This is a genomic window from Bradyrhizobium septentrionale (assembly GCF_011516645.4).
Lineage (GTDB): Bacteria > Pseudomonadota > Alphaproteobacteria > Rhizobiales > Xanthobacteraceae > Bradyrhizobium > Bradyrhizobium septentrionale.
Window position 1 is genome coordinate 1,251,404 of sequence record NZ_CP088285.1, and the last position, 17,475, is coordinate 1,268,878.

Below are 17,475 nucleotides of genomic sequence, written 5' to 3' on the forward strand. Positions count from 1 at the left end.
CTGGCGCCCCGCCGGGTGACCTTCGGCGGGACGTCGAGCTCGGAATCTGTGCCGCAAAGATGGATGCGGCACCGGGTCACATCGCGGCGGTTCGCCACCATCGGTGCCGGCCTCTCTACCGTTCGGTTTTAGCGGGATTGATTTTCGCCCGCGGCAAAAATTGACCATCCAGGCGCGGAACGGAAGCGGAAATGATCTTGTTGACCGGAGGCGCTGGCTATATCGGGTCCCATATCGCTGTCGCGCTGCTCAATGCGGGGCTCGATGTCGTCGCGGTCGACAATCTCTGCAACAGCAATCGCGCCTCTCTCGAACGGGTGCAAACCATCTGTGGGCGATCGCTCGTCTTCCGGCATGCCGATATCTGCAATGAGGAAGCGATCTACGAGATTCTGCGCACTCACGACGTGACCGCAGTCATTCACCTCGCCGGGCTCAAGGCGGTCGGCGAGTCCAGTGCTCAACCCATGACCTATTACGAAAACAACGTCGTGGGCACGATGCGGCTCGTGTCAGCCATGGCGAGAGCAGACGTCAAGACGCTCATCTTTAGTTCGTCCGCAACGGTCTACGGGACGCCCGCATACCTGCCGCTGGACGAGAAACATCACGTCGGACCGATCAATCCGTACGGCCGCACAAAGTACTTCATCGAAGAGATACTCAAGGATCTCCACGGGTCCGACAGCGATTGGCGGATCGCCATCCTGCGTTACTTCAATCCGGTTGGCGCGCACGAAAGCGGGCTCATCGGAGAAGACCCTCTCGGCGTGCCCAACAACCTGTTGCCGCTTGTGGCGCAAGTGGCAATCGGACGGCGTGAGAAGCTGCAGATTTGGGGAAACGACTACGATACTCCGGATGGCACCGGCATCCGCGACTTCATTCATGTCGTCGATCTTGCATCCGGACATCTGAGCGCCTTGAGCCAGCTGAGACAGCCCGGCGTTCTTACCGTCAATCTCGGAACAGGAAGCGGCAGCAGCGTCATGGAGGTGGTCCAGACATTTGAGGCCGTGAGTGGCCGGCCAGTTCCGTATGTGATCGACCAACGCAGGGTCGGTGATGTCGCAATCTGTTACGCCGATCCGACGCTCGCGAAGAACCTGTTGGGCTGGACATCCCGGCGATCACTGACCGAGATGTGTGCGGATCATTGGCGTTGGCAGATGCAGAACCCGACTGGCTACCGTGGCGCCTAGACGGCGAGAGCCGTCTGCGTCTTGAGCAGTCGCCACGACCTTGCGGCTGCCAAGTCGATCCGGGTCCCCGCTCGCCCTCTTCCGATTGTGCCGCGGGCAGCACGTCAGAAGCCCGCCATGCTGCTGCGCGGAGAAGGGTTGCCATCATAAAAACCGCTCCGACCTTGCTTTGAGTAAAGGACTGCGAACTGCGGCATGGATTGCGGTCGCCGACCGTCTCGAGGGAGCACCGCGGCAGCTTCGCCGACGCTGGTCGGACGAGTTCAAAGCGCAAGTCGTGACAGAGGCGCTGGAGCCCGGCGTATCGCCAACGGCTGGCCGAGCACCCGAATCGAGGCGCTTATGCTATGGAACCACGCCGTCTGAACGGCCTCAGCGTGCCGCTTACGCTGAGCAGCCGGACGTCGGCTATGGCAGGCCGCGGTGAGCGGGCAGGGTCAAGGCCAAGACGGGGGTGCCCAGCGCCAGCCTTAAGACCGGCCGATCACAGACCCACTTCGGCACAGCCGCTCCGCTGGCAAAAGTTGCAGCAGCTACCGTGGGTAATCAGAAAGGGCCCACACACGGGTCGAATTCCCGATATAGTTCCGCTATCGCCTCCGCCGAAGCGACGGTCAGAGACGTCCAAGGGGGCGTTTCCGCGAGAAGGATACGTGTGTGACCAGCCATCCAGACCCATCATCGGATTGTACGCGATCGTTGCAGCTGGGTCCTTGTTCTTCCGTCGCACCGCGTTTGCGGTCTTCTGGCGGTGAACGAGAAATAAGCATGCCTGAAGCGGACACCGATGTCAGCCTGGAGGCCTTGAAGAGCATTGCGTGGCTTGAAACCGCGTGGAAGGAGCTCGAAGCTCGAGTGCCTCACTCGTTCTTTTTGTCTTGGCTCTGGATCGGCACTTGGCTACGGCATATCCCGGATGGCACGGAACCACACGTCCTCGTAGCTCGGTCGTCAGGCAAGATCGTTGGCTTGGCAATTATTTGCCGGCGGAGAGCGTGGAGGCTTGGGCCGCATGCGCGGACACGTTGGCTGCTCAATGAAACCGGAGATACGCGTTTCGACCGATTGTTCATCGAGTGCAATAATATTCTTGCAGAGCAACCGGACACCATCATACCGGCAGGCCTCGATGCGTTGACGTCGCGCTTGCGCCGCTCGGATCAGTTGGTTCTATCCGGAATTGATCCAGACCTTGAGTTGGCCGCTTGTCGCGCCGCGGGCCGGGCTGGGTTCGTTACCGAGGTGAAACAGGCTGATGCGGCATTGTGGGTTGATTTCGCCAAAGCTCGCCAGCAAGGGAAGGATTATCGCGCCACACTGGGCCGCAGTACTCGCCAGGCCGTTAGCCGTGCCATACGGTTGTATGCCGAACGCGGCCCCCTTGAACTCCGGATCATGGAAACCACGACGGAAGCCCTCGCCGCGTTCGATTTGCTGAGCGACTTCCATCGATCGCGATGGGGACGCAGGGGGGCCTTCGCCAATCCGGGATTCCGTCCGTTTCACGAGGAGTTAATTTCCCGCGGAGTCCCCACGGGGGCCATCCGTATCTCACGGACATTGGTTGGGAACCAGACAATCGGGGTCCTGTACAATTTCGTGCATGACGGCCGTGTCCTCAACTACCAAAGCGGCTTTCTCTACGAGAGCGATAGCCGGATCAAACCCGGGCTTGTGAGCCATGTGCTGGCTATTGAGGAGAGCATCGCACGCGGGGAACGCGGCTACGACTTCCTGGCTGGTGGCGCCGGGCATAAATCCCACCTGGCTAACAGGGAGTATGCCATGAAGTGGATCGCAATGGGCAGAGACAGCCCAGAGCGCCACATCGAGGCGAAGCTCCGCGATGCCAAGCGGATGCTGCGCGCCATCGCTACGAATCTTTCAAAAAAGAAGCTACGGCTTCGTATTCCGTATTCGGCGTCTAGTTCCTAGACGATCGGTTTGGGCTATTCGGCGAGGCTACTCAAATCACCTAGGCTCAAGTCCCTAGCAGGCGTTCACGCCTAGACAATTCTGCATCGAATATCCGTCCGCCTACGTGAGAAGCGTGCTGGCGTCGATCATGGATGGTCCCTAAGACCAACCGCGTTATCAATGGCCTGAATGTGAATTCCTTTCACAGCCCGTCCAGATGGGTCATCCACGCTCGCAAATTGCTGAGACCAGAGAAACGCGGTCGGCGAGGAGCACGCGATCGAGGGACCGACGGGGACAGTTAGGCAAGCTGTCGGATTCATGAAAATGCCATCAAAGATGGTCCGGTAGAAGTATCCTTCTTTCGAAGTCGGCGTTTGCTGCGGAAAGCGCTTGCTGGCCTCCGCGAGCATCTGATCCGAGACTTTGTTTTCGGCGTGATTTCTCAAACATTCAATCCAGCCGTACCCCACTCCGTCGGAAAACTGCTCCTTTTGACGCAACAAGATCTCTTTCGGCAACAAACCGGCAAACGCTTCCCGCAATATGCCCTTTTCGATTTTTGCGCCAGGGCACATTTTCTCGGCAGGGTCTATCGACATCGCGTAATCTAGAAATTCCTTATCGAGGAAGGGCACGCGGGCTTCGACGCCCCAAGCAGCTGTTGCCTTGTTCGCCCGACAGCAATCATACCTGCTCAATGCAAAGAGCTTTCGAACGGTCTCCTCGTGGAATTCTTCTGCCGATGGTGCCATGTGGAAGTAGAGATAGCCGCCAAACACCTCGTCAGCGCCTTCTCCGGACAATACCATTTTAATGCCCATTGACTTGATTTTACGCGCCATGAGATACATCGGCGTGCCGGCACGAATGGTGGTGACATCAAAGGTCTCCAGGTGCCGGATCACATCCGGCAACGCGTCCAATCCTTCCTGCAAAGTGAAAACAACCTCATGATGGACCGTGCCAATGTGAGTCGCCACGCTTCGCGCATACTTCATGTCAGGTGAGTTTTCCAGGCCGACAGAAAACGAGTGTAGCCTTGGCCACCACGCCTCTTCGGTCTCTCCAGACTCGATCCGTTTGAAGCGGTGGCGCGCTGCGAGCGCCGCGATCAGGGAAGAGTCGAGCCCACCAGAAATAAGTACCCCGTAAGGCACATCGCACATCATTTGCTGTTTGACCGCAGCTTCGAGCGAAGTTCGGAGCTCGTGCAAGGACACCTTCCTGGTTGGAAGTGTATGCGCCCACTCTGGATCATACCACTTGACGAACTGTCCGGCTTTGCCGCTGTAGTAATGTCCCGGCGGAAACTCCTGGATTGTCTCGCATACGCGATCGAGAGCTTTCATTTCGCTCGCGACGTAAATCGCGCCGTCGCTGCCCCATCCGATGTAAAGCGGAACGATACCGATGTGGTCTCGGGCGACGAAGAACTCGCCACTGCGCTCATCGAAGATGGCAAACGCAAAAATGCCACTCAGCATGCCGCACACGGCTGATCCGTACTCGTCGTAGAGATACAGGATAATTTCGCAGTCCGACTTCGTTTTCCAGACGTGCGGCAGCTTCAGTGCGTCGCGCAAAGCGACATGATTGTAGATCTCTCCGTTCACAGCCAAAGCCCGGCCCGCAGTAACATCGAGAAGGGGTTGGGCGCCGTGCTCCACGTCGACGATGGAAAGGCGTTCGTGCGCGAGTATTGCGCACTCGCTGGAATAGATGCCGCTCCAGTCTGGCCCGCGGTGCCTGACCGTCTTTGCCATCTCGAGAGCCCGGTTGCGCGCCGATTCAACCGATTCGGTAAATCCAAAGATACCAACGAAACCGCACAAGGTGGCTACCCTTCTTATGAATTCAGATCGCGGGCGAAACAGATAGTGGGCTGAGAACGGCAAAAGCTGCAAGGTGTTCAAGGTTCATGCGATCAGCACAATTGGCCTATGCTTAAGACGAAACCCTCGCATTGGCGGCAAAAACACACACCTGCCTGAGCAGGCGTCGCACTTCATGGATGCTCGCGTCTTCCAATTCTAGGTAGCCCTGATGCGGGACTGACCGTTGATGCGATCGAAAGAAACGCGAATTGCCCGCTTCGCTTAATCTGCCGGTCCCAGCTACTACGCCGGCTCCGCCCTCGTCATCTTCTGTCGCGCAACGAATCTGCCGCGGTTACGTCGGTCCGACCTATCACCGCTGGGACGTTTGCACTGCTTAGCTTTCTGGGGGGCAAATCCGGACCATCCTGGTATCGCAGGCTGACCTCGATGGTGTCACCCGGCTGCAACTCGGTATCCTCGTTGGCGATAATCCGTTCCGGTCCCTTCTCGTTGCTTCTAATAATAGCAATATCGGGCTTACTGCCGGATCCCCGTGCGAGCTGCGATCGAACCATCGAAGTGTACTGAAGCTTCTCACCGACGCTCTGCAGTTTCTCGCGAATCTGATTGAGCTTTAAGCTGGTGTCTTGCAGCTCCCGGAGCAGGTCAAGCCTCCGCTGATCGTCGAGCTTCACGAGCCTTCTGGCGAACTCGTCTTGCTGTTTCTTGACCTGCAGCAATTGCGCGGAGGTCTGCAGCCTCCGGGTTGCTGACAGCAGAACCGCGCGGCGCGCGTCCGTCACGCGGGGGCTAATCAAGGATCCCTTTCCGAACAGATCGGTCGCCTTCTGAAGGTCCTCGACGTCGGACTGAAACCCCTCTTCATCTTTCTTTTGCTGCTCTGACAGGACGCGGACCTCGTCGTCTCCCTGTCGAACGCCACGCTGCAGGAACAATTTCTCCTGCTGATAGTCATTCTGCTTCGTCTTCAAATACTCCGCTTCCGCATTGACGATTTCCGAAATTGCGGACCGAGCTATGGGCATATCACTCAGAGCAGCGGGACTGATCTGCGCCCCCTCTCCGAGTTCGGTCTTGATGCGCCACATACGCGCCTGTTCCTTGGCGAGTTCTGTCCAAAGCGATCCATACTCGCTTCTTAGATCGGCTGACTCCAGATACGGGTTGTTCATTCTGATATGCATGATGTCGTAGCCACCCGCCACGGCGATGAGCTGGCGTGCGGTGCTCGCCGGGCGATAGGGGTACTCACCCGGCTTCGATACGTCCCCGTTGACGTAAACGGGCCTGTACTCCGCCACGATCGCCGTCACTTGGTCTGCATCTATCACGACCACGACCTCGCGGCCGTCAATAGTCCTTTGTCGAAAGACCTTGTTCGTCAGTGCGACCCCGATCTTGGCTCGAATCTCCGGCAAGGGCAGGCCGGCGACCGCGACCATCCCAACCAGCGGTATCGAGATATTGCCGTCCACCTGGACGGGAGCACGTTGCCGCAGGTCCGGCACGCCTGCCACCGCGACCTCCAGAACATCTCCGACGTTCACTCGATATTCGGCCTTCGCCTGAGCGGAAATCATTAGGCTAACAGCTACCAGACCCCATCTCATGCAATGAGCGGGTTGACCGCCGCGTATGTCACGATTGAAGCAGTTGCGCAGCTTGGAGTTGGGCATGGCGTGTTCGACTGGTCTGTCCTCAACTGATTGATCTACAATCTAGTCTCGCAACGCTTCGACTCAACTGACCATCGTAGTTACTCCACGCTACCCATTTATTGCCGGTCCGCCTTCTGACCTGAATGTTATTGTTCTCGTTGGAAGATGGACTGCCTGGGAGCAATCGGTGACCTATGCGTCGTTCACCAATTCGCCGGCCGAGCGCCCGGCGCGTTCGGTCGCTGTCGGCAAGGCAATTCCGGCGGGCGTCGGCAAAAATCGATTGGCTGCCTTACTGGTATTGGCAGCAGGCGCCGAATTCCTCTTCGTAGCCTTTGGGGCTTATTGCGCTGCCGTCCTCTATCATCACGGCTCTCCGGACGCCCCCAAATATATCCAGGAATCCATTCTCATTGCCGCAATGCAGCTGCTCGTATCCGTTGGACTCCGGCAGTATTCGCGGATCCAGACGCAGCCCCGGCACGTCTTCCTGTGGAGCGGCGTTAGCGCCGTCTTGTTCGTATTCGCGTTCTTCATCTCGACGATATTTCTTCTCAAGGTCTCGGAGGGCTACTCGCGCGCGACCGTCATAGCCCAGGCCGCAAGCGTCCTCGTTATGGTGCTCTGCGTACGGGCAATATGCTTCTCATTGCTGCAACCTGCGATCGCATCCGGACTGATCGACGCCAGGCGCATCATACTCATAGGAGACCCGAGCCACTGCTTGAACTTTTCCGCACGAGTAATCGCCACCGGAATCCGGACCATCCGCTCGTTCGACTTTCCGACCTTTCGCACCGGCTCTTCAGTACCTGAGCGCTCCGACGCGGTCGAGGTGCCATCCCATACGCGCGAACTGATCACGGAATGTCGGCCCCTCCGAGCGGACGACATTGTCATTCTGACTTCGGAGGTGGATGTTCCGGCCGCACTCGCTCTGGCTGGCGCCCTGTCAGAGCTCCCGGCTGATGTTCACGTCGTCCCTGTCGGGGCAGTCGATCTCATGGCCGTGTCGCGCATCGCGCAGTTCGGCAACATGGTGACGATGCGCATCTTCCAGTCTCCCCTGACGCCGTTCCACCGGGCAATTAAACGATCATTCGACATCGCGGCCGCAATTGTCGGTCTGGTCGTAGTCAGTCCCCTCTTCGTCATCCTAGCGCTGGCAATCAAGCTCGATTCCCGCGGGCCAGTGCTATTTCGTCAGACGCGGCATGGCTACAACAACGAGACCATCCGCGTGGTGAAATTCAGATCGATGACCGTTACGGAGGACGGCGACAATTTCAAGCAGGTAACCAGACATGATCCACGTGTGACCCGGCTGGGGCGCATCATGCGCCAAACTAATATCGATGAGCTGCCGCAGCTCTTCAATGTGCTGGTTGGCGATATGTCACTCGTCGGGCCTCGTCCGCACGCGACCTCGCAGAACGAAGCTTTCGCCCGGCTGATTTCGTCATTTTCCCGTCGCCACAACGTCAAGCCCGGAATTACCGGCTGGGCACAGGTCAATGGCCACCGTGGAGAGACCGACACCCTGGAGAAGATGCGGCGTCGTATCGAGCACGACCTGTATTACATCGACAATTGGTCATTCCTCCTCGATCTCAAGATCATCGTTATGACCCTCTTTTCCAGAAAGGTCTATTGGAATGCCTTTTAACGCGACGTCGCCTGCCGCATGCTGTCTTTACGGCAAACTCGCAAGGGCATTGCAGTTGATCCCGATCTTGTTTGATCGGCGGAACCGTCGGTAGGTGCCACCAGTAAGCGCAGGTTCGACAAAATGCTGCAGACTCACAGAACAGACAGCTCGGCACCTCAAGACATGCCGCCTGAATTTGGTTCGGCGGCCGAATTCGTGGCGGACGGCCTCGCTTTTTTACGCCGCCGCCTCTCTATTATACTGCTGACGTCCTTTTTGATGCTTGGCACAGCGTTGCTTTATCTCGTTCTCGCAGTTCCGACGTTTACCGCCACCGCACAACTCATCGTCGACGTCGACGCCAAATCGACTTCGACCGACACGGCGGCGGTAACAACGGCCGTGGAAAGTCAGATCGCAATCCTGAAGTCCGAGGGCGTCGCTCGCGCGGTGATAGCGAAGCTCGGTTTGGCGGAGGATCGGGAATTTTCGGCAGGTGCCCTGCACCGCTTCAGTCAATCGACATCCCGGCTGCTCGGCTGGAGCAGACCAGAAACGGGGTCCAGCAACACGCGCGATGCAGTGGAAGCCTTCGAGCGCAAGCTTTCGGTTAGGCGCGCCGGCCTCACCTACATAGTCGATCTTGGCTTCAATTCCGCCGCACCCGATCGGGCAGCGCAGATATTGAGCGCTATCGTGGAGAGCTACATTACGACGCAAATGGACGCGAAATACAAATGGGGTCTGCAAAACGAGAAATGGGTCAAGGATCGTGTCAGCGATTTGAGCAGCCACGCGTCAGCCGCCAAAAAAGCAGTAGCGGATTACAACAGGGCCAGAAACGGTGTCGCGGCTCCCGCGGGTACCGCCGAGGCAGGCACTCTCTCGTCGCAATCGACCGGGAGGACGCCAGACGAACTCCGCGAACTGGAAGCCACCGCGGACGCCGCCGCCAAGGCGTATGAAAATTTTCTCCGGATGCTGCGTTATACGGACGCTACGCAGCAGCAATCCCCGCCGGTGTTCGAGGCGCGTCTGCTCACCGGGGTATCCGAGCCCTACACGGCCAGTTCGCCAAAGGCCCGATTAGTACTTGGAATGGCGATCCTTGGCGGCATACTTCTTGGTATCGGAATCGGATTGCTGCGCGAATGGTCTGACCGACGACGCGCACCAGCGCGTTGGAGCGCGTCCGGAGGAACCTCAGTCGTGCAGGGGCTCAAGGCAGGCAGTGCCAGGCCCCATCTCGATGGCTCGTTCAAAGTCGAGAAGCAAAACGCGTACAAGGAGGCCAATCCCGACTTATAGTCGCACGAACTGCGTTTCCGATTGTCGTCCCGCAGCAAGCCCGACTGGAACGATCCTCTACATCACCGTCGAACAGTGCTCGTCGGCAGCCGCCCTCATAGCAACGAAGACGGCATTATTTCCTCTTGTTTCTCGTTGCGGGCCGGAGTGGGTAATCCAGAAGGCCCGACGGTCTCCGAACCCGAGGGGGTTATATTCCACCCTGCGACAATGTGCCGATTTGACAGAGAGTCACTCTTGAACACTCAGCCTCCGCCAAATCCACCCACGCCTGCCAGGCATGCCGAACCGGGAATTCCGGGCAAGGGCTCGATCACAACCCGCTGGGCGTCGCGTGGCGTCCACCAACGTTGGCATGAGCAATGACGAGCTTTAATCGGGCGTTTGGCGGACCAGCGACCATGTTCAGCAATGTCTTCCGGCAGTCGTGGCTAGCCTTGATCTATCGCTGCTCGGGCGCCGTCGTCTCCCTTCTCTTCGGCGTATGTTTTGCGCGGATGATGAACATAGAGGAATACGGGGCGCTCATGTCGCTGATGACGTTCGCGGTCGTCGCCTCCACGGTCGGCCTCGTCGGTCAGCAATTTCGCGTGCTGCGGGAAATACCAAGCATCGCCGCCCGGAAAAATTACCTAGAGATCGGCTCGATCGTCGCACAGCGGCTTCGTGTGGCATGTTTTGGCAGCGTTGCTGTGATCGTGATCTCGCTCCTGCTGTTCGTCGTAGCTCGCGGCCGCGACGGAATATTCGGAAGCTGGCAGTATTCCACAAGCTTGCTTCTGATATTGCCGTTGGCCTTGATCGAAATGCAGAGCTCGCTGGGGCGCGCGCTTGGCTCCGTCAACCTCGCGCTCGTGTCCAAGGATGTGTTGTGGCGACTTCTCATCATATTGTTTGGCGGCATTCTCTTCACGACATATGGCCATCCAGTGCCGGCGGAAGACGTTCTGGCGATTGCGACCGGAATTCTGGTCGTGCTGATCGCCGCTCAGAACGTTTACCTACGACATCTCGCGGAGGGTTATAAGGTATTCACCATGGCGGTGAGGCGATCGAATAATCGGATTGCCGACGTTTTTTTCACTTCGGGACCGTTCTGGGTAACCAGCATCGCCAGTGTCATGGGCGGCACGATCGATCTCCTCATCGTCTCGGTCATGGTCGGCCCGGAAGCCGGTGGATACTACTACGCTGCCAGCCGGATCGCGCTCCTTCTTGATTTCTTCCTGGCGACCTTCTGCATTCCCGCAGCGCCTCTCATCGCACGCCTGTTCGATGAGAACCGTCATGCGGAAATCACGCGCGTCACGTCGGGAGCGTCATTGGCTGCGTTTGTCGCGGTCTTCGGCTGCGTTGTGGCTTTGGCACTGGCTGGGGACCTCGCGCTGATGGCGTTCGGAGGGGCTTTCAGCCGCGCCCACAGCATCCTGATGGTTCTGTCGATCGGCCTGCTGGTGTCGACATACTTCGGGATCGGCCCAATCGCACTGAATATGACCGGACACCAGCGAGCCGCGATGCACATCGTGGTGATCACTTGGGCGGTCGGGATCCTGGCCATGATCGGCGCGACCTGGGCCTTCGGGACTTTAGGTGCGGCGGTTGCTGGGGCCTGCGCGGGTGTCGCAACCAGGGTGTGGACAGCGGCCTACATGTATGCGGCGGAAGGCATCGATATCACGGCCACGACGACGCTCCGCGCGTTAGTAAGGCGCACAACGCAGAGAGACATATCCGAACCGCGCACGGAGGCGATGCGGCCAGAAGCCGGCGGCACCATTCTCGACCTGCAGCCAAGCTTGCGGCAGCCGGGACACAACGTACATGAATCGGGGAGATAGTTGAATGCGTTCGCTGGCATACGAGGACGCGACTGCTGCAATCGGATTTTCGCGCGGGAGACGGTATTTGATGGATGGGGGTACTTTCGATTACGAGGTGTCAGGAAGCCGGCTTTCGATGGGGCTGGTGAGGCTTCTGCACACTATTGTCTCGCGGAGTACCGGGCGTGGTATGGGACTCGCCATGCGGGCGGTCCGGCCGCTCCTGCATTCCCAACTGTCTTGCGTCCATTTCGCGGACGGCAGCCGTTTGTACTTTAAGCTGGACGACATCTACTGGAATGCGTTCTTCATCGGTCACCCAGGAATGACCTACGAGGCGGACATAGGGAAGCTTCTGCTGCGGATGAAGGATATCGACTATACGTTCTTCGATTGCGGCGCCAACATCGGATACTGGTCCGTTCTTGTCACGTCGGAAATGCTGGGTCACAAGCGCGCGATTGCTGTTGAGGCCTCGCGGACGACGCTCGCGATTCTCGAGCAGAACCGTGACGCCAACGATCAGCGCTTCGAGATCTGCCGCAAGGCATTGTTCGAATACGACGGACACAGCCTGTTCTTCTCCGACGACGGCCCTCATTCGGCCCGACACATCGTGACGTCGCAGAGCAGCCGCCCGTCACAGGCCGAGCCCGTCATGTCGATAACGCTCGATGCGCTGGCAAGGCAACAGCAACTGACCGACAGCGATCGGCTCGTCGTCAAGCTCGACGTCGAGGGCGCAGAGATTTCGGCTCTAAAGGGCGCTCAGCAGGTCCTGAAGCGCGACACGCTGATCATTTACGAAGACCATGGCGATGATCGGACCCACACGACCACGAGGCATGTGCTCGACGTGCTCGGATTTCCAGTCTTTTTTCTCGCTGCGGACGGGGCAGTTACGAAGGTCGATGACCCCGTTGCAATGGATCGGCTGAAACCGAACCCCAAAATCGGCTACAATTTCGTGACCTGCCCGCCCGGATCCGGCTTCCATCGTTGGATAGCAGGAATTGCCGACCGCGCATGATCGTGCTGTGGGGGCCGATCCCGACACGCGGGGCCGCCGGCTTCGATGCCCGACCGCTTTTCGTGCCCCAACGAGATTCGCGCGGATGCGGCTCTTCGATACTATCAGAATTCACTATATTAATTGCTACGCCCCAACAGCATCTCGACCGCAGACTGGACGCCGTTCATTCGCCCCTCGAACGCAATTCTCGAATCGAATGGGCCTCCCAACGCGATGCGCGGAAGCGCAAAATGATTGGGCTTGCGATCGGATATCTGCCCATGCCGCGTTGTGACCGCGGTCGAAAAGCCTGCCTCCACCGCAAGATGCTGTTCCCGAGGGCCGCATGCCCTGGCGTTGCCGTAAGGAAAGGCGACGTGCCGAACCGGACGCTGAAGCAGTCCCTCCAGATAGTTGCGGTTATCGGCCATTTCGGCGCGCGCTAACGCTTCATTGAGGTACGCGAGTGCTGGATGCGACTCCGTGTGCCCGCCGATCGAAGCGAGAGGATGACGCGCCAGGGCCTGAAGCTCGGCTCCATTGAGGAAATACGTGTCGTTCAAGGACTCCAGCGATAGGCCTGCTTTGTTGAACGTAGGCGTGAGCATTTCGACTCGATGATAATCTTCGTGTACCCAGTTACTTACCTTCTCCAACGCCGATGCTTTCTCGTCAAAATCGCGACAGCTGAATCGCATGGCCATGCCGTCGATCGCAATGCTGTCTCTCAAGCGGAATAGTTCGCGCAAACCCAGCCACCACGGTTGCAACGTCCGCGTCACCGCCCCGGTCGGTACGTACACTGTGAACGGCGCGTTATGTCGCTCTAGGATTGGCAATGCAGTCGCGACGTTGTCCCTATAGCCGTCGTCGAAGGTAAGAACCGCATAGCGGTGGGGTTGAGTATCCGCCGCCAACTGCTCGAGACATGTATCGAGACTGACAATCTCCCACCCTTCTTGACGCAGCCACTTCAGCGAATATTCAAGAAAGTCAGGTGATGCACCTGTCTTTAGCTCCCAGCGCCAGTCCTGCTGAATCTCGTGGAGCATCAGGATAGCGGCCCTGCCGGCGAATGCCCTGCGCAGAGCCGGCGCCAGTCCGGCCCAACCAGCCGCGTGAAATACGGTTCGGCTGATAAGTTGCTTCACGCCGAGCAACCGCCGGACAGACCGGTTATGCGAGTACTGGCCACGCGGCTTACTTGATCGCGTGCGCGGCCTGCCCATGCTCATCGTCAAAACACCTGTCGCGTGCGCTGTAAGCGCTACTGTATCCGATGGGAAACAAAACGCCCTACATTTATCGACGAACTGCGCCGCGCTGGCAACTGCGGCGCCGGTACTCACTCCTAGGTACCCCAGATTTCGTCGCCTCCACTCTGAATGCGCCGCCTGCGTCGGACTGCTTTCAAGGTAGCTTTTTTTTCGTCAGACACCGAGTGCACCGGCCGCTGGTGGTACCGGCCTAGTGATCTGCGTACCGACGAAACGGCTCATCAATGAAAGTACTGCTCGCCAACAAGTTTCTGTTCAACAACGGTGGCGCGGAGGCCGTGTTGCTTCAGGAAAGAGCGTTTCTGATGAGCAGCGGAGCCGACGTCATCGACTTCGCCATGCGGCACGACCGAAACATCGAGTCACCCTACGCAGCACATTTCGTGTCTCTCCAGGAATACCGGAGCGGCGGCTATCTCGCCAAGGTAAAGAGCGCACTCTCCTTGATTCACTCGCGTGAGGCCGTCAGCAAACTCGCCTCCTTGATCGAGGCGACGCGGCCGGACTTGATGCATTGCCACAACATCTATCATCAGCTGACCCCGTCGATTGTCGGCGTCGCCAAGTCGCGCGGGATTCCGGTTGTACTGACGCTGCACGATTCGAAGCCGGTGTGTCCGGTGCATACACGCATGCGAGAGGACCGATTGTGTTCGTCGTGTCTCGCAGGAGATTTCCATCACGTGCTGACGCACCGCTGTGCTGACGGATCGATCGCACAAAGCGCAACGCTTTACATGGAAGCGGTCATTCAGCGCTGGTTCGGCAACTACGAGAAGGTGGACCGCTTCCTCGCACCGAGCCAGTTCATGCGGGAGTCGGTGTTGCCTCGGTTCGCCGCGGACCGGGTGCAGCTGCTCTACAACGGCGTCGATGTCACCAGCATTTCGGCGAGCGATCGGGACAAGGGATACGTGCTCTATTGCGGTCGGCTCGCGCCGGGAAAGGGTGCAGAGACACTGCTGCGCGCCCATGAAGCAGCGAACTGCCGGTGGCCTCTCGTCATCGCAGGCTCGGGCCCGCTGGCGGATGACCTGAAGTCGCGATTTACCCGGAATGTGCGCTTTGCGGGCCAGCTGTCCGGGGAGACATTGAAGGCGACGATCGCCGAAGCTTCGGTGGTGGTTGTCCCTTCGGAGTGGTGCGAGAACTGCCCGATGTCGGTGCTGGAAGCGATGGCCTATGGCAAGGCGGTCATAGCGACCCGCATCGGTGGCATTCCGGAGCTCGTCGACGATCGCGTGACGGGGCTTTTGTTTGAGCCCGGCAATGCGGACGAGCTGCGAAACCATGTCGATTGCCTTATGAGCGACGCCGCGCGCCGTGCGCGCATGGGGGCTGCAGGAAGGGCCCGCGTCGAAACGGAGTTCTCTCTCGAGAAGCATAACGCCGATCTGATGGCCGTCTATCGATCACTGGTGAGCGAGCGGCATGCATCGCAGTGAGGATTGCAAATGGATCTCACCGTAATCTCCACGTTTCGGTGCAACTCGAGATGCCAGATGTGTTACATCTGGAAGAATCCGACCGATCCAAAGGAAGAGGTCACGCTCGAGACGCTCGCGAAACTTCCGACGGGGTTCGATAATCTCAATATCTCCGGCGGCGAGCCGACTCTGCGGAAGGATCTTGCCGAGATGGTGGACCTGCTCCACCCTAAGGCCCGGATCATAGAGATCAGCTCGAACGGACTGCATCCCGAGCGTCTCCTGCCCATCATTAAGAAGCACCCGAAGATCAAGGTTCGTTTCAGCCTTGAGGGTGACGCGGTTACCAGCGACTCCATACGCGGCGAAAAGGACGGCTATGCCACGAAGGTAGCCGGGCTTCGCATGCTGCAGGAGGCGGGCGGGCAAGACCTGGGATTCGCCCTCGTCATCCAGGACGAGAATGTGGCCCAGCTGGTGCGAACCTATGAACTGGCGCGTTCAATGGGGTTCGAGCTTGCAACCTCGACGCTGCACAACGCGTGGCAATTCTACAAGAACGACAACTATTTCTACGAGCGCGTCGCGGTGGCCCGGCAGGTGGAAGGGCTTATCACTGCGATGCTCAAGAGCAACAAGCCGAAGAACTGGTTTCGCGCCTATCTGAATTTGGGCTTGATTGAAAAGATCCTCGGCCACCCGCGGTTGATACGCTGCAGCGCGGGGACGGATTTCGCATTCATCGATCCCTGGTCCGATGTGTGGGCCTGCAATGTGCGATCGGACTTGCCGCTGGGCAACCTGGCGCGGCAGTCCTGGAGTGAGATCATCGCAAGTGACACGGCCCGGAACTCGGTCGCCAAGGTTCACGCTTGCCAACAAAACTGCTGGATGGTGACGACCGCGCGCACGGCAATGCGCTCAACGCTGGTTCCGCAGGCACCGAAGATGGGGCCGCTGCTCTGGGTGCTGAAGAACAAGCTGAAGGCCGAGCTCGGCCGGCCGATCTGTTTCGATCAGTACATTGATTATTCCAACGTCGCCCCTACTCCGCGCGTCGAGCGAACGTCATTCCTCAACGAAAAGCAAAAGGCACGACTGGTGCGCGGGAGAGAGACGGTCGACGCGCGATATCCGCTCAAGGACTTTATGAATAATTAATAGCCAGTAGGAGGGTGTAGTGAGTGCAGATCATCTGGCACTGCGGGTGATCATGCTTGGCTTGCGTGGATTTCCCAACGTGCAGGGAGGAGTGGAAGTTCACGCAGAGCATTTGTGTCCCCATCTCAAGGAGCTGGGATGTGATGTCGAGGTGATCGTCCGCTCCTCGTATATGCCGCCTGACCGCGGTGACGAGTGGCAGGGCGTACGCTACCAGCGGGTATGGTGCCCGAAAACCTCGGGTCTTGAGACAATCGTCCATTCGTTTCTCGGAGTGCTTGTCGCCGCATGGCAGCGGCCGGACGTTTTGCACATCCAGGCTATCGGACCGGCCTTGATGGCGCCACTGGCGCGGTTGCTGGGACTGCATGTTGTCGTGACGCACCACGGACCGGATTACGAACGGGAGAAGTGGGGCCGATTGGCCAGAATGGCCCTGCGCGCCGGCGAGGCCTGGGGGATGCGATTTTCCGACGGCCGCATCGTGATCTCCCAGACCATCCGGAAGCTGGTGCGGGAAAAGTACGGCCTGAATTCGGACCTTATTCCAAACGGCGTCACCTTGCCTGACGTGCCGACGAGCACTTCGGCGCTGGAGAAACTTGGGCTCACGCCGGGACGATATGTGTTGATGGTGGGCCGGCTGGTGCCGGAGAAACGGCACCCGGACCTGATTCAGGCCTTTGCCGATGCCAGGCTCGCCGGATGGAAGCTCGTGTTCGTCGGGACTTCCGACCATCCAGACGCCTATACCGAATTGCTTGCGGCGCGCGCTGGGGCAACCGCCGGGGTGATCATGGCGGGCTTCCAGTGCGGCCTCACACTGCGAGAGTTATACGCGCACGCTGGCATTTTCGTTTTGCCATCCTCGCACGAAGGCTTGCCGATCGCGCTGCTGGAAGCTCTGAGCTTCGGCTTGCCCGTGGTGGCCAGTGACATTCCTGCTCACCTGGAGATCGGATTGAATGACGCGCACTATTTCCATGTGGGAGATGTATCAGCGCTCGCGGATCGTCTGGCATCGTTTGCACACAGTCCGTGGCCGTTGGAGCTCCGCGAGAAGACGCGCAGCTGGTTGGCCCAACGGGAAGACTGGCGCTCTATCGCCGAGCGAACCCTCGGATGCTATCGCAAAGCAATCGAGCCTCGTCGAGGCGGTCCTCATGTGCGGCCTCGGACGGTGCCGCCCAGCGCCGCCTAG

Annotated in this window: 12 protein-coding genes; 9 read left to right on the forward strand and 3 right to left on the reverse strand. The window is 58.8% G+C overall.

Annotated elements, in window-relative coordinates; translation table 11 throughout:
* Positions 1-191: 191 nt before the first annotated feature.
* Entirely contained in the window at positions 192-1,202 is a 1,011-nt protein-coding gene (gene galE, locus HAP48_RS07870) for a UDP-glucose 4-epimerase GalE (protein ID WP_166214224.1), read from the forward strand.
* A 768-nt stretch (positions 1,203-1,970) separates the two neighbouring features.
* Positions 1,971-3,137, forward strand: coding sequence for a GNAT family N-acetyltransferase (locus HAP48_RS07880; protein WP_166214223.1), 1,167 nt, complete (start codon positions 1,971-1,973; stop codon positions 3,135-3,137).
* A 128-nt stretch (positions 3,138-3,265) separates the two neighbouring features.
* On the opposite strand, the gene asnB is transcribed toward HAP48_RS07880, so the two are convergent.
* Positions 3,266-5,035 (reverse strand): asparagine synthase B, encoded by a 1,770-nt coding sequence (gene asnB / locus HAP48_RS07885; RefSeq protein WP_224496955.1) that lies wholly within the window; start codon positions 5,033-5,035, stop codon positions 3,266-3,268.
* Between the two features lie 224 nt (positions 5,036-5,259).
* Positions 5,260-6,636, reverse strand: coding sequence for a polysaccharide biosynthesis/export family protein (locus tag HAP48_RS07890; protein ID WP_166214222.1), 1,377 nt, complete (start codon positions 6,634-6,636; stop codon positions 5,260-5,262).
* Between the two features lie 169 nt (positions 6,637-6,805).
* On the opposite strand from HAP48_RS07890, the gene HAP48_RS07895 reads away from it, so the two are divergent.
* From HAP48_RS07895 to HAP48_RS07910, 4 genes are all read left to right on the forward strand, one after another.
* On the forward strand, positions 6,806-8,284 hold the full coding sequence (locus HAP48_RS07895) for an undecaprenyl-phosphate glucose phosphotransferase (RefSeq protein ID WP_166214221.1): 1,479 nt from the start codon (positions 6,806-6,808) through the stop codon (positions 8,282-8,284).
* 123 nt (positions 8,285-8,407) lie between these two features.
* Positions 8,408-9,574, forward strand: a complete 1,167-nt coding sequence (locus tag HAP48_RS07900) for a Wzz/FepE/Etk N-terminal domain-containing protein (protein WP_224496956.1) — start codon at positions 8,408-8,410, stop codon at positions 9,572-9,574.
* A gap of 401 nt (positions 9,575-9,975) precedes the next feature.
* Entirely contained in the window at positions 9,976-11,415 is a 1,440-nt protein-coding gene (locus HAP48_RS07905; RefSeq protein ID WP_224496957.1) for an oligosaccharide flippase family protein, read from the forward strand.
* Between the two features lie 4 nt (positions 11,416-11,419).
* Entirely contained in the window at positions 11,420-12,427 is a 1,008-nt protein-coding gene (locus HAP48_RS07910) for an FkbM family methyltransferase (RefSeq protein ID WP_224496958.1), read from the forward strand.
* A gap of 119 nt (positions 12,428-12,546) precedes the next feature.
* Here HAP48_RS07910 and HAP48_RS07915 read toward each other — a convergent pair whose 3' ends face one another.
* A complete protein-coding gene (locus HAP48_RS07915) occupies positions 12,547-13,560 on the reverse strand; it encodes a polysaccharide deacetylase family protein (RefSeq protein ID WP_224496959.1) in 1,014 nt (337 codons plus the stop codon).
* A 350-nt stretch (positions 13,561-13,910) separates the two neighbouring features.
* Between HAP48_RS07915 and HAP48_RS07920 the strand changes: the two genes are divergently transcribed.
* The 3 genes from HAP48_RS07920 to HAP48_RS07930 are packed head-to-tail and all read left to right on the forward strand — an operon-like array spanning position 13,911 to position 17,475.
* Entirely contained in the window at positions 13,911-15,131 is a 1,221-nt protein-coding gene (locus HAP48_RS07920; protein WP_166214220.1) for a glycosyltransferase family 4 protein, read from the forward strand.
* A gap of 9 nt (positions 15,132-15,140) precedes the next feature.
* Complete coding sequence (locus HAP48_RS07925; protein WP_166214219.1) at positions 15,141-16,274, forward strand: radical SAM protein; 1,134 nt, start codon at positions 15,141-15,143, stop codon at positions 16,272-16,274.
* Between the two features lie 19 nt (positions 16,275-16,293).
* Positions 16,294-17,475: a glycosyltransferase family 4 protein gene (locus HAP48_RS07930; RefSeq protein WP_224496960.1), complete on the forward strand. Its 1,182-nt coding sequence runs from the start codon at positions 16,294-16,296 to the stop codon at positions 17,473-17,475.